Source organism: Bifidobacterium sp. ESL1130, assembly GCF_058507935.1.
The window spans coordinates 702,557-725,634 of sequence record NZ_CP196379.1 but is presented as its reverse complement, the minus strand read 5'-3'; the positions used below and the strand labels follow the sequence as shown (position 1 = coordinate 725,634).

Annotated in this window: 20 protein-coding genes and 1 tRNA gene; 5 read left to right on the top strand and 16 right to left on the bottom strand. The window is 58.4% G+C overall.

What is annotated here, in order from left to right; all coding sequences use genetic code 11:
• Nucleotides 1-122 precede the first annotated feature (122 nt).
• The 5 genes from ACSYSO_RS02800 (at nucleotide 123) to ACSYSO_RS02780 (ending at nucleotide 5,187) form a co-directional block, all read left to right on the top strand.
• Nucleotides 123-1,013: a glycosyltransferase family 2 protein gene (locus ACSYSO_RS02800; protein ID WP_489760772.1), complete on the top strand. Its 891-nt coding sequence runs from the start codon at nucleotides 123-125 to the stop codon at nucleotides 1,011-1,013.
• A gap of 32 nt (nucleotides 1,014-1,045) precedes the next feature.
• Entirely contained in the window at nucleotides 1,046-1,774 is a 729-nt protein-coding gene (locus tag ACSYSO_RS02795) for an MgtC/SapB family protein (protein WP_489760771.1), read from the top strand.
• A gap of 186 nt (nucleotides 1,775-1,960) precedes the next feature.
• Nucleotides 1,961-3,010, top strand: a complete 1,050-nt coding sequence (locus tag ACSYSO_RS02790) for a polyprenyl synthetase family protein (protein WP_491701960.1) — start codon at nucleotides 1,961-1,963, stop codon at nucleotides 3,008-3,010.
• Between the two features lie 271 nt (nucleotides 3,011-3,281).
• On the top strand, nucleotides 3,282-3,500 hold the full coding sequence (locus ACSYSO_RS02785; RefSeq protein ID WP_489760769.1) for a hypothetical protein: 219 nt from the start codon (nucleotides 3,282-3,284) through the stop codon (nucleotides 3,498-3,500).
• A gap of 244 nt (nucleotides 3,501-3,744) precedes the next feature.
• On the top strand, nucleotides 3,745-5,187 hold the full coding sequence (locus ACSYSO_RS02780) for a mucin-binding protein (RefSeq protein ID WP_491701959.1): 1,443 nt from the start codon (nucleotides 3,745-3,747) through the stop codon (nucleotides 5,185-5,187).
• A gap of 677 nt (nucleotides 5,188-5,864) precedes the next feature.
• On the opposite strand, the gene ACSYSO_RS02775 is transcribed toward ACSYSO_RS02780, so the two are convergent.
• The 16 genes from ACSYSO_RS02775 to ACSYSO_RS02700 all read right to left on the bottom strand — a co-directional run bounded on the left by ACSYSO_RS02775 (nucleotide 5,865) and on the right by ACSYSO_RS02700 (nucleotide 22,902).
• Nucleotides 5,865-5,938, bottom strand: a tRNA-Arg gene (locus ACSYSO_RS02775).
• Nucleotides 5,939-6,471: 533 nt separating this feature from the next.
• Nucleotides 6,472-7,797, bottom strand: coding sequence for a serine hydroxymethyltransferase (glyA, locus tag ACSYSO_RS02770; protein ID WP_489760767.1), 1,326 nt, complete (start codon nucleotides 7,795-7,797; stop codon nucleotides 6,472-6,474).
• 59 nt (nucleotides 7,798-7,856) lie between these two features.
• Complete coding sequence (locus ACSYSO_RS02765) at nucleotides 7,857-8,174, bottom strand: hypothetical protein (RefSeq protein ID WP_491701958.1); 318 nt, start codon at nucleotides 8,172-8,174, stop codon at nucleotides 7,857-7,859.
• Nucleotides 8,175-8,294: 120 nt separating this feature from the next.
• Nucleotides 8,295-11,654 (bottom strand): isoleucine--tRNA ligase, encoded by a 3,360-nt coding sequence (ileS, locus tag ACSYSO_RS02760; RefSeq protein WP_489760765.1) that lies wholly within the window; start codon nucleotides 11,652-11,654, stop codon nucleotides 8,295-8,297.
• 317 nt (nucleotides 11,655-11,971) lie between these two features.
• Complete coding sequence (locus tag ACSYSO_RS02755) at nucleotides 11,972-12,121, bottom strand: hypothetical protein (RefSeq protein WP_489760764.1); 150 nt, start codon at nucleotides 12,119-12,121, stop codon at nucleotides 11,972-11,974.
• Between the two features lie 203 nt (nucleotides 12,122-12,324).
• On the bottom strand, nucleotides 12,325-13,224 hold the full coding sequence (locus tag ACSYSO_RS02750; RefSeq protein ID WP_489760763.1) for an AAC(3) family N-acetyltransferase: 900 nt from the start codon (nucleotides 13,222-13,224) through the stop codon (nucleotides 12,325-12,327).
• Between the two features lie 554 nt (nucleotides 13,225-13,778).
• A complete protein-coding gene (locus ACSYSO_RS02745) occupies nucleotides 13,779-14,129 on the bottom strand; it encodes a hypothetical protein (protein WP_489760762.1) in 351 nt (116 codons plus the stop codon).
• A 45-nt stretch (nucleotides 14,130-14,174) separates the two neighbouring features.
• Entirely contained in the window at nucleotides 14,175-15,269 is a 1,095-nt protein-coding gene (locus ACSYSO_RS02740; RefSeq protein WP_491701957.1) for a hypothetical protein, read from the bottom strand.
• A gap of 10 nt (nucleotides 15,270-15,279) precedes the next feature.
• On the bottom strand, nucleotides 15,280-15,921 hold the full coding sequence (locus ACSYSO_RS02735) for an ATP-binding cassette domain-containing protein (protein ID WP_491701956.1): 642 nt from the start codon (nucleotides 15,919-15,921) through the stop codon (nucleotides 15,280-15,282).
• Nucleotides 15,921-16,976 (bottom strand): peptidoglycan-binding domain-containing protein, encoded by a 1,056-nt coding sequence (locus tag ACSYSO_RS02730; RefSeq protein ID WP_491701955.1) that lies wholly within the window; start codon nucleotides 16,974-16,976, stop codon nucleotides 15,921-15,923. The genes ACSYSO_RS02735 and ACSYSO_RS02730 overlap by 1 nt, the downstream gene beginning before the upstream one ends.
• A gap of 93 nt (nucleotides 16,977-17,069) precedes the next feature.
• Entirely contained in the window at nucleotides 17,070-17,795 is a 726-nt protein-coding gene (locus tag ACSYSO_RS02725) for a hypothetical protein (RefSeq protein ID WP_489760760.1), read from the bottom strand.
• A 378-nt stretch (nucleotides 17,796-18,173) separates the two neighbouring features.
• A complete protein-coding gene (locus ACSYSO_RS02720) occupies nucleotides 18,174-18,476 on the bottom strand; it encodes a hypothetical protein (RefSeq protein WP_489760759.1) in 303 nt (100 codons plus the stop codon).
• 109 nt (nucleotides 18,477-18,585) lie between these two features.
• Nucleotides 18,586-19,119: a TetR family transcriptional regulator gene (locus ACSYSO_RS02715; protein WP_489760758.1), complete on the bottom strand. Its 534-nt coding sequence runs from the start codon at nucleotides 19,117-19,119 to the stop codon at nucleotides 18,586-18,588.
• Nucleotides 19,120-19,215: 96 nt separating this feature from the next.
• Nucleotides 19,216-20,793: a sensor histidine kinase gene (locus ACSYSO_RS02710; protein ID WP_491701954.1), complete on the bottom strand. Its 1,578-nt coding sequence runs from the start codon at nucleotides 20,791-20,793 to the stop codon at nucleotides 19,216-19,218.
• Nucleotides 20,790-21,449 (bottom strand): response regulator transcription factor, encoded by a 660-nt coding sequence (locus ACSYSO_RS02705; RefSeq protein WP_491701953.1) that lies wholly within the window; start codon nucleotides 21,447-21,449, stop codon nucleotides 20,790-20,792. The genes ACSYSO_RS02710 and ACSYSO_RS02705 overlap by 4 nt, the downstream gene beginning before the upstream one ends.
• A 181-nt stretch (nucleotides 21,450-21,630) precedes the next feature.
• A complete protein-coding gene (locus ACSYSO_RS02700) occupies nucleotides 21,631-22,902 on the bottom strand; it encodes an MFS transporter (protein ID WP_491701952.1) in 1,272 nt (423 codons plus the stop codon).
• Nucleotides 22,903-23,078 lie beyond the last annotated feature (176 nt).

Below are 23,078 nucleotides of genomic sequence, written 5' to 3'. Positions count from 1 at the left end.
GCAACGGGGTCTGGGCACGTGGACGGACACCGTACATGCAACGGAAAAACATCTCGTCTCCCGCCACGAACGCACACACCTCATGTTCGGCACTGTATGGTTCTTGCCTTACAGTAGAACACATGCTGAAGGTTTCGATCGTCATTCCCGCGTACAACGAGCACGAGCATATCGTCAACTGCTTGATGAACGCGACCTGCCAGAGCGTGGCACCTCACGAGGTCATCGTGGTGGACAACCGCTCCAGCGACGATACCCGAACCTTGGTGGAACAATTCATCGCCGAACACCCGCAAGCTCCGGTACGCTTGGAACAGCAAGACGAGGAACAGGGACTTATTCCCACGCGCAACTACGGCCTGTCCATAGCCACCGGCGACATCTACGGACGCATCGACGCCGATTGCATGCTCAAGCCCGACTGGGTGGAGGTGGTGACGAACATCTTCGAGTCCGACCCGCAGGCCATGGGTGCCACAGGCCCAGCGGTCTACTATGACATGCCCGCACACCGCGTGGCGTTCGAGGGCGACAACGTGGTACGCCAGACCACCTACCGCGCCGACAACAACCAAGTGCTGCTGTTCGGCTCGAACATGGCTCTGCGCGCCAGTGCATGGGAACAGATCAAAGACTCGGTATGCCGGGATAAGGCGGACGTGATGCACGAGGATATCGATATTTCCCTGCATATGATGGATCACAGCCTCAAAACCGTATATTCCAGTCGCATGATCTGCGGGGTCTCCGCAAGACGCATGGACACATCGTTCAACTCGTTCCGCGCCTACATGAAACGCTTCAAGAACACGTTCGACGCTCACCCCAACCACTCCAGAAAACACAGTACGGAGCGGGCACTCTTCGCGCTCTACCCGGCGCTGCGTCTCTTCTACCCTGTGTACCAGAAATATCTGGATGCCATGGACATCGACCCGGCGGAACGTATTTGGCTGAAAGAGCAAATCGAAATCGCAGAGCGCGCACAGGTACAACCTGAGCTACAGTCATAGGCACAGGTACCGCACAAGGAGCAGAGGAAGATATGCACGGTTTCCAGTTCGACATGTGGGATCAACAGGCAATCTATCTGCTGGCGGCGTTTGTGCTCTCCGTGGCCATCGGCATCGAACGCCAGGCGCGGCACAAGGACGCCGGTGCCAGAACCCACTCACTGGTCGGTGTGGGATCGGCATTGTTCGTCATCATCGGCAAGTACGGGTTCCTGGACATGCTCAGCATCGGCATGAAGGCAGACCCGTCACGTGTGGCCGCGCAAATTGTCTCGGGCATCGGTTTCATCGGCGCCGGCGTGGTGTTCACCCAGCGCAGCCACGTACGGGGCCTGACCACGGCCGCGTCCATTTGGATGACTGCGGCCATCGGTTCGGCCTGTGGCGCCGGTCTGCTCGTACCTGCGGCCATCGGCACCGTCATTTACTTCCTGACCGTGCTGCTGGTGCCTTTTGTCATCAAAAAAGTAGCCCCCTCGGCAGGATCCGACGACTTGCTGCGCCTACGCTATCTAGACGGACACGGCACGTTGCGCTCCATTCTTTCCGTATGTGCCTCGCATGGCGTGACGGTGGAAGGCTTTTCCACCCGCACCACCGAACATGGGACAGACCACGACCCCAGCGGCGACGCCGGCAGCGATAACGGTGTCGTCTCCGCCAATCTGGCCATTCGTGGGCGTGACTCGGCAGAACTCATCGCCGACCTTTGTGGGCTCGATGGTGTGATTTCCGCTACACGGATCAACGGCGGCGAATAGCATTTTCGTTGAATCAGCGAGGTTTAGCGCATATTCCCCAGTGTTTCCATAGGCGAACGCAGCAGCAGTTATCACGCCCGCACACGTACTATATACGCGTTGCTATATTAGGGAGCAACACTGAGCGGCAATACTGATACGAGCTACAACGGAAACGGCATGGAACACCACAGAATCGAGAGCGGCATGACACTTCGGCACGCAGCGCTACTGCAGCGGGACCTCAAGCGTGTGGTGGAGACCATGCACAACGAAGAGGATCATCTCACCCCATACCGAGACACCTACCGCACCCTGCTCGACAACCACGGCAAGATGATTCGGGCGTCGTTGGCATTGGTCTTCTCCTATGCTGCAGCGGCCGGCACCACTACAACCGATAAGCCGCAACCTGCACCACAACGTGTTATTCGCGCGGCAGCGGCCTTGGAAATGCTCCATTTGGCCACGCTGGTACATGACGACGTGCTCGATTCCGCCCCCATCCGTCGCGGCGAACCAACCGTGCAGGTGCTGCACGGCAACAAAGCCGCCATCTACTTGGGGGATCTGATCCTCGCCCGTTATATGGAAATCATGGCGGATGTGGCGCCCGATACCGCTTTCCTGGCCCACCAGGCACACACCGTGGGCGAAATCGTCTCGGGAGACCTGCTGCAGGAGTCCGCTCGTCACAATACATCCACCACCAAAACGCACTATGTGCGGGCCATCACCGGCAAGACGGCAGCTTTGTTCCGTTTGGCTTGCACCACCGGGCTGACACTCGGATCAGCCGATGGTGCTGCATGCAGCAAAACCGCGCAACAACAGGCGGCAAACTTCGGGGAAAACCTGGGCGTAGCATTCCAGATTGCCGACGACATCGAAGATTTCAACGTCGGTCACGACACCGGCAAGCCCAAACTTGAGGATATCCGCGACGGCATCTACACGCTGCCCGTGCTGCTCGCCCTGCAGTCAGACTGCAATTTCGAGTCGATTGTACGGCAGGACGACCCACAGGCTGTACTGGCCTATCTCGACGAGCATCCTCAGTTCATCGAGCAGAGCCGAGACGAGGCGAAATCGCGTTTGCAGGCCGCAAAGCAGGCAGTGAACGGCAGCATTGACGCACAAAGCACAACCGATGTTGATGCCGATACTGCCGGCATGAGCGATGCGGCAGTTTTCACCGACACCGGCATCGCCCCTTTGCTCAACAAGCTGGTCGATAAGTTCGCGGCCACACTGTAGGCGATATCTGTACAGATTCCGGCTTTCTGGGATTCTGACTTCGCAATTTCCTGCTTCCTGTTTCCCGATTCATCGCCTCCCGCTTCCCCGCTCCCGGCTCCCCAAGCCATCGCCTCCCGCTTCTCATCTCCACATGTAACGCATGTCACATGTGTAATATATGCTCAAAACAGATTGTTTTATGCACTCACAGTGCTGCCAATCAACAGACCTTACACACAGTGCCACCAGAGGTGTTTGCGCAGGCACACGGAAACGGAGCAGTCACGCCATGTCACTCTTCAGCACGTCACACCGCACAGGTACCGCGAACACACATCGTACTGCGGGAATATTGTCCATCATCCTCGCCGCGTCCACCATCGCCCTTACCGGAGGCATCACCGCTTATGCCGCAGGCAGCAGCGACAGCGCCAGCACTTTAGCAGCCGCTTCCAGCGACGCCAGCCCCTCGGCAGCATTGAATATCACCCCCCCCCCGCGAGACTGAAGGGCTAGATTCCAGCACACCGCTGCTTGCCACGGCCAACGAAGACCAGCCGCAATCAGCAGATGCCACCTCCACACGACCAGATGGCTCCTCGCAGCAACTTTCCGGCGACGGCCCCCTCGCCTCCGGTTCCGGTGCCGCCATTTACGGTGCCACACCGTCAACGCAGGGCGATAAGCCCAGCCTCTCCACCATGGGCACCGGCATATGCAACGTGGGCCTGACTAACCTGTTCGGCCTCAGGATGGATTACTACAGCGGTCCCGCATACAACGCAATTACGGCCATTACCACTACAGCCGACAAACTCACCGGTTACTTGGGCAGCCAGTCACCGACAGCACAGACCTTCACTGCCACAGGATGCGACTACACCGCCACCAACACCGTACAGTTCCGATATTCCAACGGCAGTTCGGCTGGAGGTGACGTCAACCAGAGCATCATGTACGAAGTCGTAAGCGCCGGCTCCGTCACCTTCCAATTCGGCTCCGGCGGAGGAGGAGCCATCTCTCAGCCAGGTTTGCCCGGTAAACCAAGGCCCACCCCTACCAATCCTGTGCCCGCCGGCAGCGAATGGGGAGAACTCGTCCTCACCCTCAGAGGAGCGGACCGCCTCTGGAACACCCCGGTCGCTTGCAACCATGGTGGCGCTTGCGGTTCGTTCAAAGGCACGTGGCCTGTCCTCGTGAACTCGTTCAACTCATACTCGTTGAACGGCACCTACTACAACGCCGGAAACGCACAACCCGGCTACAGCGGCGTCTACGTGCCTGTCAAGCCCGGCTACGACGTCTCCGTCACCAACGGCAGTTGGAATCCCAGCACCCGCATCGTAACACCCAACGCACCGGTCAACGCAGCCGGCGCACCCGTCTACGGCACCGACCTGATGAGCGCCACCAACGCGGTAACTACCATCACCTATGTCAAACCGGCCGCCAACGCCACCGTCCACTGGAACGTGAACGGAGTCGAAAACACCGGCATGCAGCAGTCATTCAACGGGCGCCAGGACGATCCGCTCAGCGCCGTTTTGACTGCACGCATCCCTGCCGGCTACTACGCCCAACCAGCAAGCCCCGGCCTGTCCTGTAACGACACCACCTGCTCAATCAACACCACCTACCCCGCAGGGCATTCGGACTACTGGATCAACTGCCAACCACTGCCCGCCAAAGTGCAAACCAAAACTCAGACGCGCACCATCCACTACCAGTACCAGCACGACCATACCCAAGCGGCTCCTGACCGGGTGGACACCGTGACCTGGACTCGCGAACAACGCACCAACCCCGTCACCGGCACCGTCTCCTACACCAGCTGGGTTACCGCCAACAGCAACGACGGCACCACCAAAACCACCGGCTACTACCCGCAGGCGGACAGCCCGCACCTCGACGGTTGGATCACCCACACCCCGACCACCCAAGCGCAAGCCACCACCCACACCGATGGCACCCCCGTAGCAGACCCGGCTAATCCCACCGCTCCTGTGAACCCCGAACTGGCCAACCGCACCAGCGAGATCACCATCACCTACTACCCCGCCGTCAAAGCGCTCCCCTTCACTGGAGGCGCCGCCACAGCGGCCATCATCGCGGTCGCGGGGCTCATCATCGCAGTCATATTCCTCGCCATCGCCTCAGCACTGAAGCACAAGCAACACCACACCACCGCTGATTGATCCCCACCACCTGCCCATACTGGCCGGTTGCATACCAGCTGCCCATACCGACCGCGCATACCAGTCGCGTACCGGCTGCCCGTACCGGCCGCGCACCCACCTCACCGAAACGTACCCATGTCCCACATATCTCAAGCGAATGGGTACGATTCGGTCAGATTACGCCGCAGTAATGAACGAAACGTACCCAATCACCACAGAACCCGAACACATGGGTACCTTTCATCCAAATACTCACAATGAAACAAACGAAACGTACCCATATCATCCCACCAGACTTCCGTCGTCTGCCACAATCTCTCTCATTTCCGGCAGACGACGGAACCCGGGGTGGATACCGCAACTCCACAGCTGCCACCATCCACCCCACACAACCCAACCCAACGCATCACCACGCAACCCAACGCAATCCAACGCGACGGAACCGTCACTAACCCTACTTCATCAACGGTTCCGTCGCACATCAGCACCGCCACGCAACAAAACCGACGCTGACCCCATTCCATCGACGGTTCCGCAGCGCGTTGGCATTACTGCAGCAGTACAACCATTACAATCGGACATCATCCCCGCCGAACCGCATCATCGCGGTCGGCATCGCAGATCACAAGCAACCGGCAATAACAAAACGGCGGAATACTCAACACGATACAGTCTCGAGTATTCCGCCGTAACGGTGCGCCAGACAGGATTCGAACCTGCGACCTGCTGATCCGTAGTCAGCTGCTCTAATCCACTGGGCTACTGGCGCGCATCGCCCAACAGCCAACGCCGAAAGGCAACTTGAATAGAATACCGCAACTCCTCAACTTTCGCCACTTCGGCGCGTCGAAATAGTGCGATACTCTTTCTCCTCCCTATCCCAGCGCAACAGTCAGCATGACTCCCGGCGCAACAGCCCGCACGATGTCACCCAAATAGCAGGCGCCGCCACACATGTTCACGCGCCTGCACTCAAGCATCCACTCTCACACATAGACACGCTAGCATCCCTCTGCGCCGCAATGCCGCGCCTCAAGCATCCACATCCGTACATACACGCAAACGTCCGAACACAAACGTCCGATTTTTGCATAGGCGACCGCAGTACAGCGCACAATCGCAACCATTCAGGCACAACCAAGCACTCACGCCCAGTCACACATAACTGGCTACACACGTCAAGCACACGCACCCAGTCACGCACAACCAAGCCACGCAACCGGTCACCCAATCGAATCAGTCGCACGCACCAGTCACGAGCATTAGTCACGCACAACCAAGCACGCGCCCAGCCGCACGCAATCAGTGCGTCTGGTCAAGCCCCGGGTAGAGCGGGAACTCGTGCGCAAGCTTCACCACTCGGGCACGCAGTGCGTCCACATCCGCGCTCTTGCCCTGAGCTAGCGCTGTACCAATCACGTCAGCGATTTCACGGTACTGTTCCTCACCAAACCCTCGGGAAGCCAATGCGGAGGTACCGATGCGCAAACCGGAAGCCACGGAGGCCGGGCGCGGGTCAAACGGCACCGTGTTGCGGTTAATGGTGATGCCGCACTGTGCCAGCAGATCCTCGCCCTGCTTACCGTCCATCTCACTGTTGCGCAGATCGACCATCACCAAGTGAACGTCGGTGCCGCCGGTAAGCAGTGTGATGCCTTGCGCTTTCACGTCATCGGCAAGCAGGCGCTCGGCCAGAATCTTGGCCCCGTCGAGCGTGCGCTGCATGCGATCCTTGAACTCGGGCGTCGCTGCTTGGCCGAAAGCCACAGCCTTGGCGGCAATGACGTGCATGAGCGGGCCACCCTGCTGACCGGGGAACACAGCTGAGTTGAGCTTCTTGGCGTACTCTTGCTTGGCCAGAATAAACCCGGATCGCGGACCGCCGAGCGTTTTGTGGGCCGTGGAAGAGACCACGTCGGCATAAGGCACGGGGCTGGGGTGCAAGCCGGTGGCCACGAGGCCGGAGAAGTGGGCCATGTCAACCCAGAATTTAGCGCCCACCTCGTCCGCAATCTCCTTCATCGCTTTGAAATCCTCGATGCGCGGGTATGCGCTCCAGCCGCCGATGATGAGCTGCGGGTGCACTTCCAACGCACGCTGACGGATGATCTCGGGGTCAATGCGGAAGGTCTCCGGGTTGACACCATAAGCCTCAGCATTATAGAAGCGCCCTGAAAAGTTGATTTTCATGCCATGCGTCAAATGCCCGCCATGGTCGAGTGCCAACCCGAGCACCGTGTCTCCCGGCTTGACGAGCGCCTGGTAGACGGCCGCGTTGGCCTGCGCGCCGGAATGCGGCTGCACGTTGGCATATTCCGCACTATACAGGCTCTTGGCTCGCTCTTGCGCGATGGTCTCCACTTGGTCAACAACCTCGCAACCACCGTAATAGCGCCTGCCCGGATAGCCTTCGGCATACTTGTTCGTCAGCACCGACCCTTGGGCTTGCAGCACTGCGCGAGGCACGAAGTTCTCGGAGGCGATCATCTCCAACCCCTCCTGCTGGCGGCGCAACTCCTCGTCCAGCAAGGCCGCGATCTGCGGATCGGCTTCGGCGATGGGGGCGTTGAATGCGTCCGAGGCACGCTGTGCCAGTGGCTCATCGTTATTGTTCGTAACTTCGGTCATATTGCCTCCTTGAGGAAAACTACCTGCCTAAAGAGCGCCGCAAATATCGGCACTAGCCTTTATCCGAGGCTAGCACATAAGGCACCGGCTACGCTCGGCAAGTCGCGCTTTCGCTCGCCGCCGTCATACATTTGCTTTATGACGCGCGTATCGTTCAAAGCCGTCATTGCCGAGCAAGAGGTGAAAATCAGAGCCGCCACACCGGCTGCCGCGCGTACGTCTCCTGAAATGAGTATGACCGTAACCATCGAATACCCTTGTTCAAGCAGCAGGCCGGAGCACCATGAACCCAGCGGTATGGCGGCATACGAGACCATTTCAGCAACGCGTCCCTCACCAACGTATTGCTGGTGAGGGACGCGTTGAGAAGATACCAAGGCTGAGAAGATGCCGGACCGAGCTGCTGACTTGGCCCGAGTCTCAGGCTCAGATCTCAGGCTGCGGTCTCGAGCTTCAGGTTTGAAAGCCCAAGGCTTGAAAGCATCAGAATTGAAGCATCAGGCCTTAGCGACACTGACGGCCAGCTCGGTAGCTGCAGCATCTGGGACCACACTGAACAAAGTCGCCAGTGTCTCCTCGGCGATGAGCGTGCGGAACTGCTCGACCTTCGCCTCATCGGCGGCAGGCACGGTGAGTTTCAGCGAGATGCGGTCGGCCACGTCAAGGCCGGCATCCTTGCGCGCGTCTTGCACAGCGCGGATGGCATCTCGAGCGTAGCCTTCGGCCAGCAGGTCATCGTTGAGCGCAGTGTTGAGAATGACGAAACCGCCGGAAGGCAATGCTGCGGAAACGTTGCTCTCGCGGTCGGCGTCGCTGGTCTCTTCAACCTGGTTGACCATCTCATACTCACCTGCCTCTAGCGCAATGTCGCCGTTCGGGGTGTGCACCACGGGAGCCCCGTCAGCGTTCACTTCCCAGTCCCCCGACTTGGAGGCACGAATGGCGAATTGCACTTGCTTGCCCAAACGCGGGCCGGCGGCGCGGGCGTTGACCTTCAGGTCGTGCACGATAGTCAACCCATGATCAGCAGCGTCGGCGAGCGCCGAGAATTCAACGGTTTTGACATTGAGCTCGGAGACCAGCAGCGACTCGTACGGCTCGAGCGCAGCAGGGTCGTCCACCAGCACAGTGAGCTTGGCGAGCGGCTGGCGCACACGAATCTGGCTGGCTTTGCGCAGGGAGAGCGTGCCTGAAACCACTTCGCGCACCTGCTCCATCGCGGCCACCAGAGCCGGGTCGTCTTGCAAGAGCTTCCCCAGTTCGGTGGGGCTGGCGCCAGCACTATCGGCCGCGCAACCGGCGCCTTGCTCATTGACAGCCAGGAACGGCCAGTCTGCCAGGTGCACAGACTCGCCGCCGGTCAGCCCGCGCCAAATGCTCTCGGCTTCCATCGGCGCGAGCGGTGCCATGACGCGCATGAGCACTTCGAGCACGGTGTACAGGGTGTTGAACGCCTGCTCGTCTTCGTTCCAGAAGCGGTCACGCGTGTTGCGAATGTACCAATTAGTGAGCACGTCGATGAAATCTTGGACTTCAGCGCACGCCTGCGAAATAGCGAAGTCGTCGAGCGAACGCTCCACATTGCTCACCAGGCGGCGCAGTCGAGCCAGCAGGTAGCGGTCCATGCGGGGCAAACCGGCCACCTCGTCGGCACGCAGCTGACGAGCCGCATAACCCTTGCCGTCGTTAGCCGCGTTGGCATAGAGCGTGAAGAAATAGTAGGAACTCCACAACGGCAGCATGACCTGACGCACCGTGTCGCGGATGCCGTCGGCGGTGACGATGAGATTGCCGCCGCGCAGGATGGGCGAGCTCATCAGGAACCAGCGCATGGCGTCAGATCCGTACTCGTTGAACACACCGTTCACATCCGGATAGTTGCGCAGATGCTTGCTCATCTTCTGTCCATCGTCGCCGAGCACGATGCCGTGGCAGATCACGTTCTTGAACGCCGGCCGGTCGAACAGGGCGGTGGCCATGACGTGCAGCACATAGAACCAGCCGCGGGTCTGGCCGATGTACTCCACGACGTAGTCCGCCGGGAAATGCTGCTCGAAGTACTCCTTGTTCTCGAACGGGTAATGGAACTGGGCGAAGGGCATGGAGCCGGACTCGAACCAGCAGTCCATTACGTCTGTGATGCGGTGCATGTGAGACTTGCCAGTGGGGTCGTCGGGATTGGGGCGCGTGAGATTGTCGATATAGGGGCGGTGCATGTTGACTTTGCCCTCACCGTCGCGCGGGTAGTCACCAAAGTCCGCCTTCAGCTCATCGAGCGAGCCGTAGACATCCACACGCGGGTATGCAGGGTCGTCGGAAACCCAGACCGGGATGGGCGAACCCCAGAAACGGTTGCGCGAAATCGACCAGTCACGTGCGTTGGCGAGCCACTTGCCGAACTGGCCGTCCTTGACGTTGCCGGGGATCCAGTTGATCTCCTGGTTGTTGGCCAGCAGACGATCCTTGATCTTGGTGACGCTGACGAACCAGGAGGAGACCGGCTTGTAGATCAGCGGGGTGCCGCAACGCCAGCAGTGCGGGTAGGAGTGCACGTAGCTCTTCTCCTCGAAGAGCAGAGCGCGGCGTTCTTCGGGAACTCGCGCCAGCGGGCCGTCACCGTTGCGCAGGTTGCGCACAATGGGCATGTTGGCGTCGAACACATACATGCCCTCGTAGTCGGGGCAAGCGGAAGTGAAGTTGCAGCCGGCGTCGAGCACATCAATGGAATTGATGCCGTTGGCGTTGAGCGTATTCATATCGTCTTCGCCGTAGGGCGCCTGGTGCACCAAGCCGGTGCCTTCCACCGTGTCCACATAGTCGGCGGTGAGAATCTGGTAGGCGTTCGGGCCAGGCACATGGCCTTGCGATTCCGCCTCATCCCCTGCAAAGAAGGGGAACACCGGCCAGTAGCGCCAGCCGGCCATGTCGGCGCCCTTGAGCTCACGCACCACCTCGTAGTTCTCACCGAGCACCTTCTCGTAGTTGCTCACCAGTGGCTTGGCCAAGTAGAATTTCTTGCCCGCGAACTCGCCTTCAGTGGGTTTCACTTCCACGTAGTCGATGTCAGCGCCCACCACGATGAGGAAGTTCGTAGGCGTGGTCCACGGCGTGGTGGTCCAGAACACGGCGTAGGCGTCGTCCTCGTCGCGCAGCTTGACCGCCACAGCGACCGTGGTGTCCTGCTTGTCCTGATAGACGTCGTCGTCCATACGCAGCTCGTGGGCGGAAAGCGGCGTACGATCCTTGGGGCAGTAAGGCAGCACACGGTAGCCCTTGTACGCCAAGTCCTTGTCGTACAGCTGCTTGAACGCCCACATGACGGACTCCATGTAGTTGGTGTCCAGCGTCTTATAACCGTGCTCAAAGTCCACCCAGCGAGCCTGACGGTGCACATAGGCCTGCCATTCGTTGGTATACTTCAAAACGGACGTGCGGCATGCATCGTTGAACTTTTCGATGCCCAATTCCTCGATCTGATCCACCGACTCGATGCCGAGTTCCTTCTGTGCCTCCAGCTCGGCGGGCAGGCCGTGGGTATCCCAACCGAAGACGCGCTTGACTTTGCGGCCCTTCATGGTCTGGTAGCGCGGGATGACGTCTTTGGCATAGCCGGTCAGCAAGTGGCCGTAATGCGGCAGGCCGTTGGCGAAGGGCGGGCCGTCGAAGAAGACGAATTCGTTGTCGCTGTGGTCGCCGGATGGGTTGCGCTCCACAGACTTGTTGAACGTATCGTCCTTGTCCCAATAGTCGAGCACAGATTCTTCAAGTTTGGGGAAACTTGGGTTAGGCGCGACGCTCCCTTGCTGCCCGGCTGCCGCCTTTGGATATAGTGTGGAAGAATTGCCGGTTTCACTCATGTTGTGACTCCTCAACAAGCAGGTTGACATTACCTGCGAGGACGACGCAACCCGTTGCCGGACTGACCGCGGTACCACCCCGCTTGTCGCGCCTATTGCTTGCAGCTCGAGACCGGTTACTAGCCACCGTCTCGCGCCTCGTCGCAGCGCGACCGCTTGACCGGGCTCACGGGCCCTCCCGCCGGTTCTAGTAAGACGCGCACCGGTTCAAGCCCTGCGACTCGAACCCGCCCACGCCCGTTCTTCCGGAAACTCCCCGCTGATAGACGGATCAACACTTTGCTATGTAGCCTACCACCTCAGCCGGAACTCGTCCCCTATCCTGCCGAACCGTACCCACTATCGGTAGCCCTGCGCCGACGAAGCTTCTGCGCCTGACGAGTTGTGGACGGCACCAGACAGCGAGCGAAGGAATGACCCATGCCTATGCCGTACTCCGGTGCCGTCTGGTTGTGTAAATAGTTCATATGCCGAATGCAACGGATATAAGCTTCGCAGGAACGCATCATCGAGCAATGTGACCGAAAGGTACAAGAATTCGACACGCGGTGGATAAGTGGGCAACAATAAATCTGCTGTGTATATATCAAGAAATGCGTGCAAAACATTCATACTGCTACTGGCATCCAACTATCACTCCATACCAACCTAGCAGCTTCCCAACAACCAACTATCTCACCGATTCGGGCTGGAGACGGCGAGCATCTTTCGCTTTCCAGTAGTCGCGCGCGGCATCAACCATCACCCGCATGGAAACCACGCGCACCATACCGCTCCCGAGCACGGCGACACTTACCGCTTCAGGATGTTCGCGTTCGAACTGTTCGCCGAACTCGTTGAAATCATCGTAGGGCTCAAGTTCAGGCTGGGCGAACCGCACCCACACAGCTCTCCCCTGCTTGTCACGAACCTTGGCCGACTCGCTACCCAGCGACCTGCCGATAGTGGATTCAGCTAGGTGCAAGGCGGTGCACTTGTCATAACCGGTGCCCAGCATGACCACCTTGGCATCCACGTCGTAAAGTTTGCGCAAAGGGCTGTTGCTGCCAAACGGCACATCGAAGCGGTGCTCGTCATCCGCCTCACCGTCGGCGCAAACCTCTTGGGCAACTGAACCCCATGCGGCGAACGAATACAACGGATGGCTGCTGCGCACAGTCGAATCAAGCGTGCGGAAATATTCCGGTACCGACCCCATACCCGAACATGGAGTCAGATCACGGTCAAATGGCGGTATTCCTTCACGAACTTTCTCCAGCAGTGCCGGTGCCACCGATGGGTAGCCCCAGTCCGCAGGGTCCGACCAGTCGGCGCTCTGCGTGGGCATGACGATCGTGCCATGCGATACTACCGACTTCAGCACGTTCACCACAGTCATGGCTGAGCCGGGAATAAAACCGAACGCACTCATTCTGGTGTGTATGATGCAGCTGTCGGTGGGCTCCAACATGGCGGCCAGGCACTCACGCAGCTCGTCGCCAGTAGTCACTTGCGTCACCTGTCGTTCGTACCACTGGTTCTCACTAGGCGCTGCAGCCTCTTCGCTTGTGCCGGCGCTGATATCGGACATACTATTCTCCAACTTCTTTGTTTCTCATGCCGCCGCATCACACGCCCCACCGGAGATAACGCCGCGGTATGCCACATTGCACTCCAGTGTACCGGTTGCCCACCTCCACCATGCAAATCGACGTGACGCTTTCCGACGTCCCCTGCACTTCAGCGCACCCGCCACCCACCAACATCATGCCTGCGCCGGCTGCGTCAGGTTCCATTTCGACGCTGAGAACAGAACCAGGCGCATCATCGCCAGCCCCACATATGCCCATATCCCACACACTTCCATTATGGGTACAGTTCGGTCAGTTCTCAGCGATAATTTGACCGAAATGTACCCACCACCCATACATGCCCCTAATATAGGTACATTTCGGTCACTTTGCCCCAAAAATCTGAACAAACGTACCTACTACCCGAGAACCCACGGCTTCACGCCCACGACGGCACCGTTGCTTTCTGCAACCAATTCGAGTGACCGACCCGTGCACAGAAATATGCGGCACCGCTTACACATGGAGCCAGTGCCGCATATCCGTTCATTGTTAAACAGTGACGGAGCGCTTGTTAGCGAATATTGAGATCCGGTTCGCGATAGCCTGGGACCTGCACTTTGCACGAATCGATGGCGCGCTGCATCTCAGCTCCCTCACCGTCGCTCGACATTCCCGCCGACATACCACCACCCGGAATCTCCTTGCCTTCAGACATGCCGCCTTCGAAAACCACGTTGTTGTCGTCCTGAATCACCGCTGGCAGGCCCTGCCCCCGCAAACAATCGCGATAGCGCTCAGCGTCGGCTTTGCTCGAGGTGTTGGGCTTCCCTTTTGCAATTTCTTGAGCGGCCGGCCCGGTGACCTCTTTGCCGTCTACGAGCACCTTATCATCAGCGACAGTGATTCCAGATGCGGACTGCACCCATTGACCGATATCGCTAGCCGAAACTTTGGTGGCCGCCGACTTCTAACGAGAACGGAAGTAACCAAAAAGACGCCGCCCGGAAATCGGCACCATCGCAGCGAATACCCCCAGTTGCACCGATAGCAGCGCTGCAAGCAACACCGGGATTTCAATCAGCAGCAATGTTTTCGCATTGCCACCATCGCTCATGCGCGCTGCGACGCAGTATGAGCAGGCAGCAGCCATCAGTGCGGCAGGCAGGCTCCACATCAGCGTTTCCAACGCATTCGTAATCCATATATCACGTTTGCGCAAGCCGCAATGAAGGTCGTCCGCAAACTCGACCCTGCGCAACCGCACCGAGACCACACCTATGAGCATGGCGACCACCGGCACCATCAGCAGCAGATACCGGCTTGACCTCGTCTGGAATTGCGTCCATCCGTCATAAGCGGGCCCGAATGAATTATTAAGCATTTTCACTTGCAACGGCGCACGAGAGTTTATATGCGCTTCAGCGGCCATCTTCACCAGATCGGCGGTATCAGCGTTGTCGGGAACGATGTTCGCCCAGCATTCGTCGTAGGTTTCCTGCGAGGAGGACGGCACGAGCACCGCATAGGCGATGCGTTGGTCCCGACTATCTTGCGGCCAGTCAAAAACCGCTGAAATGCGCATGGAGCCACGATCGGTTTCGAGCGTGCTCTTGGCAGAGACATTGAGCGTATCGGCGAGCTGCTTGGATATCCACACGCCCTCGTCATAGCGTTGGCTCCCAATGCCAAGCACCGCTCCGAGACTGGGCGTGACCCGGAAAGAATCCAAAGGAGCCGCTTTCATGGCACGAATCGTGAGAGTGTCGGCTCCACCTAAAGCACCCGAACCGGCAATAGGGGTGCCACCATTGCGCCCCACGGTACGGCTCAACTGGGCACAGCTATCGCCTGCAATATCGCCATGGTCCGCATGAAGCGCCTTTATCGAGGCGCCAGAAGCCTCCCAGCGTTGCTCTCCGCGCTGCAATTCCACTATTGCAGACACATCCGAGCCTGCGATAATCACCATGAACACGAACAACGCCAAGCACCATGTACCGGCGCGCGCCGTCCCGGTGGCCACATTGCGCCACGCTTCAGAGAAAATACTACGTATATTCACGGCTTCTCCCTCACCGTTCGGCGGCCGCGCCAAACGCAACCACATGCTGAGCCAAATCAATCACCCGAGTGCACGCGGCACGCGTATTCGCGTCATGCGTCGCCACCACCACTATGCAATCGCTTTGGGCAATGCCTTCCAGTGTCCGGTCAACGTCGGCGGCGGTGACCTGATCCAATTGCGCGGTCGGCTCATCAACCAACAGCAAATCGGGCGCACTGGCCACAGCTCGCGCCAGCATCAAACGCTGCGCTTCTCCGCCGGAGAGCTCCTTAAAATCCCGCGCGCACACGCCGGTCAAGTGAAACGTGTCCATAATCGCCAGAGCACGGCTCTCCGCTTCAACTCGATCGACGCCCCTGCCTAGCATCGGCTGCACAACATGGTCTATCGCCGTACGACGCGGCACTCCGTGAGGGTTTTGAAACACCCACCGCACCTGCTGTATGTTGCGCCGTTCCACCACCCCGGCACTCGGCTGCTCAAACCCGGCAACAATCGAGAGCAGCGTTGACTTCCCCGACCCGGAGGGGCCACACAGTCCCACCACTTCGGACGGGCGCAACGTAAAATCCAGCCCTTCAAACAGCCACGGACCATCACCGAACCGGTGACCTACACCGGTGGCACACACCTGAAGTTCGCCGTCCATTACTTTCCTCCATCAGCTGCCGGGCATGCAATATTGCGAACATCATCCCCTACATGCACTTCGGAGATTTTCTGCTTGCCACTCTGCGCCTCAATGAGCGTGGCGCCCAACGCCGAACCTAAGACCGTTACCGGCATCGCTTCCTTACCATCAAGTGAGACGCACGCGCGCTTCCCGCTCATGCCAAATACCGCAGAGGGCGGAACTTTGGTAACCTCAAACGGCGTTGCCAAGCTCAGAATCGCTTTCGGCCGTTTGCCGCCACCATCGTCTTTCCATCCCCTGAACTCGTCCGTCTTCTCAAGCGCATCTAAGAACGTACGATCAGTGATGGTTCCGTCAGAAGTGTCGAGAGGGATCGTTTGGCCGTAGAGCGCGAACATTCTTTTGCCGTCGCGCATTCCTTCAGGCACCACGTACGACACACTTGCCAAGCCTCCGCCAGCTTTCATCACTTCGACCCCTTCGCTGACAGTGGTGTTGAGCTTTGCAGCACACTCTGCTGCGACGACAGATGTTGCCGGCATCCACACCACGTCCGAAGGCTTGATGGTGCCCTCTGCATCGCTTCTGCCAACCTTTCGCATCAACGAATTGACACCGCGCGCTGTTGCTGCGCCATATTTTCCGTTGCCTTCCGCCGCATATCCAAGCCGCGACAGCTCACGTTGCAACGACAGCACGTCAGCGCCCTGATCCCCTTGATGAAGCTCGCGATAGAGGGGTGTTTCCGTATGCAGCGCAACGATAGGCACACCATCCACGTTCATAATGCGGCTGCCCGATTCTACGGCCGCACCCGGCTTGCAGAGGGTTTCCGTAACCGTTCCACTCGCGCGCGCAGTCAACGCTTCCTGCGGCTGCAACGTAAAGGTGGATTCAACCGTGTGCGGGTCGGCAAAGACTTGTTTACTTGCTTTCACTACCGCCGGGCTGCTGCTCTGCTCCAGCCCGCGCGGTGTGGGAGTGGGAATCCACAACACCGAGAACAAGATACCTGCCGCCAGTGCTGCACAGGCGGTCAACGCCAGAGGAATGATGATTTTTGATTTCATACTGTGTTCCTTGAATAGGTATTTGTATTGTCAATATGAGGCAGCCCTGCGCAGCGGTCGCCTAAAGCATCGTTTGAACAGCCTGAACTTTTCTCACTCCCCATCGCCCGCATCAAGAGCAAAGCCGGCACTGTAAAGACACAACTGCACTTCGTCATTGTGCATGTCAAACGGCACCCGAGATTGAACATTGTTGAGCTCGCCGAGCTGCTCTTGGAGTTTCTTACCGGTATAATTCGCATCAACAAGTTTGTTCTTTTTCAAGCACGCCACAGCACTCTCATGCGGATCCTCCAGCAAATCAGGATTACCTTGCTGGATGCCGTACAAACTCTCTATCGCCATGCTAACTCCTTCAGAGCATCGTTCCCCATCAGCTTTGTATCGATCAGCATCTTCATCAGTTTTAGGTTGTGGAGTCACCCCTGTTGTCTGGTACAGCCCATTGGGAAGTTTCTTAAACGTATGCGTCCACCCGGCTTGGGCCATGCAGGAATACTCCTGCTGTTTGGCATTCTCGTAATCCGCCGCGCTAATTTTGCCATTCTTTTTCGCCCGTTCCAACACCTCACGCTCAAAACTACTGAGTTTGTCGTTCGATAATTCTTGGGCGAACAACGCATCAAGACTCGGAGCAATCTTGGCACCAGAGTCCCCTTGCGACGTTTGGCTCGCAGGACCTGACTTATCGGCTTTCTGCAACGGCGCACACCCAGCAACCAAAAGCACCGACGCAATAACAGCAAGTACCATAGGTAACAGTCTGCGCTTCATCAGCATCGCATTGCTCGTATTGAACCGATTGAACCAATTGTTCATATTCCTCACCAACCTATTCTCCTCATCGTTGTCTTGTTATCATGCGCTGCAATCGCCGCTTTTCTGCGCAAGCCCTGCAACAATGAACTTCATGTACTTCTTCACGTGCTCATTGGATTCCTTTGCCAAAGCAATTTCGTTGAACGCTTCTCAGTAAAGAACCACATACGTGAGTGTTACGTGCATATCGCACTTACATAACGCTTACCCACACAACTTCTGACAATATCCACAGTGCACCAATGTGATACACGACATCTATCATGAACAGAGACTTTGCCTTAACCTTGTTTATGCCGTATCAATATGAATGGGGAAACAATTTTTCAATCATTTCCCCATCACACGTAGCTGCAGTACTGCAAAGCCACTAACTCATCACCAAGAAACCCTGGCACCGAAGTAATTCGACGTACCGGAATCGGCATATGCACTAGTAGCATAGTTTGACCAACGCGAGACAGCGCGGCGGTTCCCATGCCAAGCTTCCGAGCGAGCCCAAGTACCACCATTAGGCCACGCTTGGGCTGATGCATAGTCCGTACCAGCATGCAGCTGCCAACGAACCCCTGCGTTAGCCGCCGGAGCCATGAAGGTGAATGCCGCAGCAGTGGCAGCCACAGCGACAACGGCCGAAATTGGCTTTGCAATGCGGGACTTGATTGATGTTGAAATGCTCATGGTAAGCCTTTCTATAGGAAAGCACGATCTTGTGACCGCAATCACATCATAAACATTAACTGACTCGTAAGTCAAATTTATGGTCAAAAAACTTTCCTGCCTCACTACCCTACTCCACACGCACCGCTGCGTTATAAAAATTGACCGCCTCACGCAAGTCATGTTTGCTCTTCCATACGGCACCTCGCACAATCCCTGTGAACATCAGCACCGCAGCCCTCGCGGCACCCTTCGCTTCAGAAGGGCGATACATGTCCAAATAGAAATTGTTCAGCATCTTCTCAATACCAGCGAACCAGTAATCCTGCCGTCCCTCTTCCCCATTGCTTTCATCCAGCTGGATTCCGGCACGCAACCGCACATCGTCATAATACGCATCAGCAATCCTCATCAGCACGACAGCCACCGACTCCACTGACGCAGCATCCGTAAGCGCAGCAAGGGTACTGCGGCTGCACTCAACAAGCTGCTGCCGCAACTGGTCTTTGGATTGAAAATGGAACAATACCGTCCCCCTAGTAACCCCGACTTTGTCACCGATGGATTGCAACGTTGCTTGATCATATCCGCGAATCTCAAATTCCTGCGCCGCAGCAGTCAGCAGCGCCCCCTCAGTTCGACGTCGTTGTTCTGCCCTGTTCAATGGAACAATCCTTTACCTCACGTAAAAATGGTTGCCTTCCAGCGTACAGGGAACGCTGTAAAACAGCATCGTTGGCGGCATTATCCACGCATCCAATTACTCGCACTCGGACACGCGCACATCGGGAAAGCGAATCGTCGCGCAGAACGCAGTAGGGCTTGGATAAGAAAACACCACAGACACTCCCAGCGCTTGCGCGATTTGCTGCACGATAGAAAGCCCCAAACCATGCCCAGGACGGCCTGACATGCGGGTGAGGCTGCCGCGATAAAACGGCTGGGCGAGTTGGGTTTGCAGCTGCGGGGCCGAAGACGAATCCGGAACGATATCCGTCGTATTTTCTATCGTCAGCGACAGTGCGCCGGCATCAGCGTCATCTTGCCCGGATGCGTTTGCGCCATCGGTCGACACGCATATCCGCCCGTCGTCAACGTTATATGCCACGGCGTTGCGAATCAGATTGTCGAGCAGAATATCGAGATAGTCCGGGCTGGTGCTCACCTCCACGTCGGCAACACCGCTCATATCCACCACAATGTGCTTCTCGGCTATTTCCCCGCGGCAATTTTCCAGTATTGCGTTCAGACACTCGCGCAGCGAGACTCGGCTCGTGTCCAACTCTTCAGAAACGCTCCGCTCACTCACACGCGACAGCGTCAGCAGGCTTTCGATGAGATGCGCGCTCTTATGGTTGGCAGCGATGGCGCGCTGCACCGTCGGCTCCACGTCCTCGCTCAGACGGTGCTGGCTGACCAGCGATTCCAGGCTTGTGCCGATGGCGGCCACTGGGGTTTTCAGCTCGTGCGCGGCATTGCGCGCGAAGTTGCGCTGCCGGCTGGAGGCCTGGTCGATGCGCTCGAGCATGCCGTTGAGCGAATCGGCCAGATTGTCCACTTCGTCACCGCCCCGAGCGGAACCGCGCGCCACCTCAATTCTGGCGCCTGGGGACGCGCCGTCCAGCTGCGCGGCTTGGGCACTGACGGAACCCAACCGCGCCGTCATACGTCCGGAAAGCGACCACACGAGCGCGAGCGCCAGCACGGAGAACACGGCGAAGATGGCGAGCGACCAGTATTGCATGGTGCGTACGATGGAATCCTTGGCGTCGATGACCGCGCCTTTGACGACGCCGTCGCGACTATCCACCACGTACGAGCCGGCAGGGCCGCAATCACTGCCGCTGCACACCGTCGCGCTTTTGGGGTCGGCTGGCGCTCCCCTTGTGCCGTCGCCGGCTTTCCCCTCCCACATCGCATTGGAGTCGGCGTCGGAGTTGGTGACACTGTCTGCGTTGGAACCGGCGCCCGCGCTAGAACCAGTGTCAGCACTGCCCTCACTGCCGGTCTTGCCGTCTATGCCGCCGCCACCGCCGGAACTCCCCTTACTCTCTACCGAGATGCTCATCTGCGAGATTTCCTGATTGAACGCGTGGTCCAGCAGCACGTTCTGCACGACGACCACCAGCGCCATCATGACCAGAAACAGCGCGCCCATGCCCAGAGCAAGCTTGACGCGCAGGCTAATGCGGCGGCCGTGTTTCGGGGTTGCGGTGATACCGGAGGTTAGGTCAGAACCGGCGCTTGCGTCGGAACCAGAGGTTGCGCTAGAACCGGCGCCAGACGCACCGGAACTCACGCCCGGCCTGGGCATGCCGTCGGCTGCTTTCTGCGTCATGGTATGCGGTACCCCTGCCCTCGGCTCGAAACGATGATACCGGCATCCGGCAGTTTGCGGCGAAGCCCGTACACAGCCGTCTTCACCACTTCATATTGCGCACCGTCGCTCGGCTCCCACAACAGATCGAACAGTTCCGGCGTGCTGACAAAACCACCGTCGGCGTGCATCAGCTCTTCAAGCAGCGCATACTCTTTCGGCGTCACATACACCGGCTGCCCGTCGCAATAGACCAATCGTCTGGCGGTGTCTACGCTGAGCCTGCCACGCTCGAGCACCACGGCAGCACCCGAGGTCTCTCTTCTGCACAGCGCACGAATCCTAGCCAGCAGTTCCGGGTAGGCGAACGGTTTGGGAAGGTAATCATCCGCGCCCATATCCAGCCCTTGGACACGGTCGTCGATGCTGCCGGCTGCGGTCAGCATCAGTACTTTGGCGGGGATGCTCAGCCGTTTGAGCGTGTTGAGCACTTCGTCACCGCTCAAGACCGGCAGGTCGCGGTCGAGCAGGAGCAGATCCGGCTCATCCTGTGTCACCGCAGTGAGCGCTTCCACTCCCGTGGCTGCCACCCTGGTGCGGTAGCCTTCGTGGTTGAGCGCATCCTGCAGCACGGCCGCAAGGTCGGGGTCGTCTTCCACAATCAGAATTTTTGCCATGCTTCACCTTACCTGACGTGCACTTTATACACCATTGTGTCTCAGCAAGGTAACGGTTGGGTAAGCTTGGCGAACGTACTGATATTCCGCACCCGTTCGCCGGGCAGGCTCACGGAGCAAAACTTCAGTATGCGCGTGTTCCCACATTCGTTCAGCATTGCCTTGGGGTGGAGTCGAGACCCTAGCAAACCGCCTTTTCCTCGCGCTTGGGGCTCAGCATAGATGCCACCAGCACAATGAACGCGTTAATGACCAGCGCAATGAACATGTTGCGGAACGAACCCACCTTCAGAGCACCTCGCGCCGCACCGAACACCAACAGCCCCAAAGCCAGGCCGGCCGCTCCCACAGCCGTCATCATGCTCAGGGAGTGTGCGCGCCCCTGCAGGCCACCCGCCTGCGAAGCGACCGTCTGCAACGGGGCACCCAGCAGCGCACCGAGCCCCACGCCCAGCAGCACAAGGGTGAACTTGGCTATGGTCTTGTTCTCCACAGTCACCACCATGCACAACGTCGCTACAACGACGACAGCCGACGCCACTATCAGCGCAGTTCGCGCGCCACTCTTGTCGTTCATCACACCGCCGAGCCAGGCGCCCAGCAGCGCGCCAAGCCCCACATGCAACAACAGCAGGGCCGCAGCCTTGGGCTTCATAAGGAACACGGTCTGCGCGTAGGTGGGAACATAGGCCAGCACCGCCACCATCATGCCGCCCAAGAAAGCAATCGCCAGCAATACCACATAAAACTTGCTGCGGAACAAGTCGCGGAACGCAAAGGGCACATCGTGTCCAGCTCGGCCGTCATTGCCATCTCGCCCATCCTGGTTCCGGGCACTGCCAGTTCCACTGTCGAGACGCCACCATGCCAGGGCGAACACCACCAGCATCAGCAGCGGCACCGCTTTGTAGAACATCCGCCATGCGTCGGCCTTGACCAGCAGCGCACCGCAGACGAGCGGAGCGACCACGAGCGCAACGCCGGACACCATGCCGATCACTGACATCTTACGGCCTTGCTGATTGTCGCCGGCACGCTCAAACGCCACTTTCGCCGCAATAACAAGAACACCGCTCGCACCAATGCCCTGCAAGAGACGGCCCAGCAGCATGAGCACATAATTCGGCGAAATCGCCACGACTAGGCAGCCGATAATCCACATTGCCGCATCGATGAGCACGACGCGCTTGGCACCGTATTTGACGGACAATGGAGCCACTGCAAGAGCACTCACTGCCATGCCGAGCGCATACACACCGATAAACCACAGCACGTTCGAGAACGAAACGCCGAACGTGCGGTTCACTGCGGGAAACACAGCGAGCGCTGCGCCGAATTCCAGTTGCGTGACAAATACCATGAGAACGTATGGCCACATCGACGTGCGTTGTTCACTGCCGCTGGCTTGCACTCGGGGCTCTTGCGTCTCACTCACCGCTGAACTCTTACTCATATCACCCTCCGGGTGTTGTCCATCAATTCTCTCTGAGCGTAGAATAGATTGCTCCAAAAAGCAATGCTTTCTGCGCATTTTAGGAAATCATGCACATTGTTCGCTCTTCAACACCCGGATTCGGCAGGTCCAGTACGACGTTCGCCACCCCTGCCCGTTCAAGGCAAAGGTGGCGA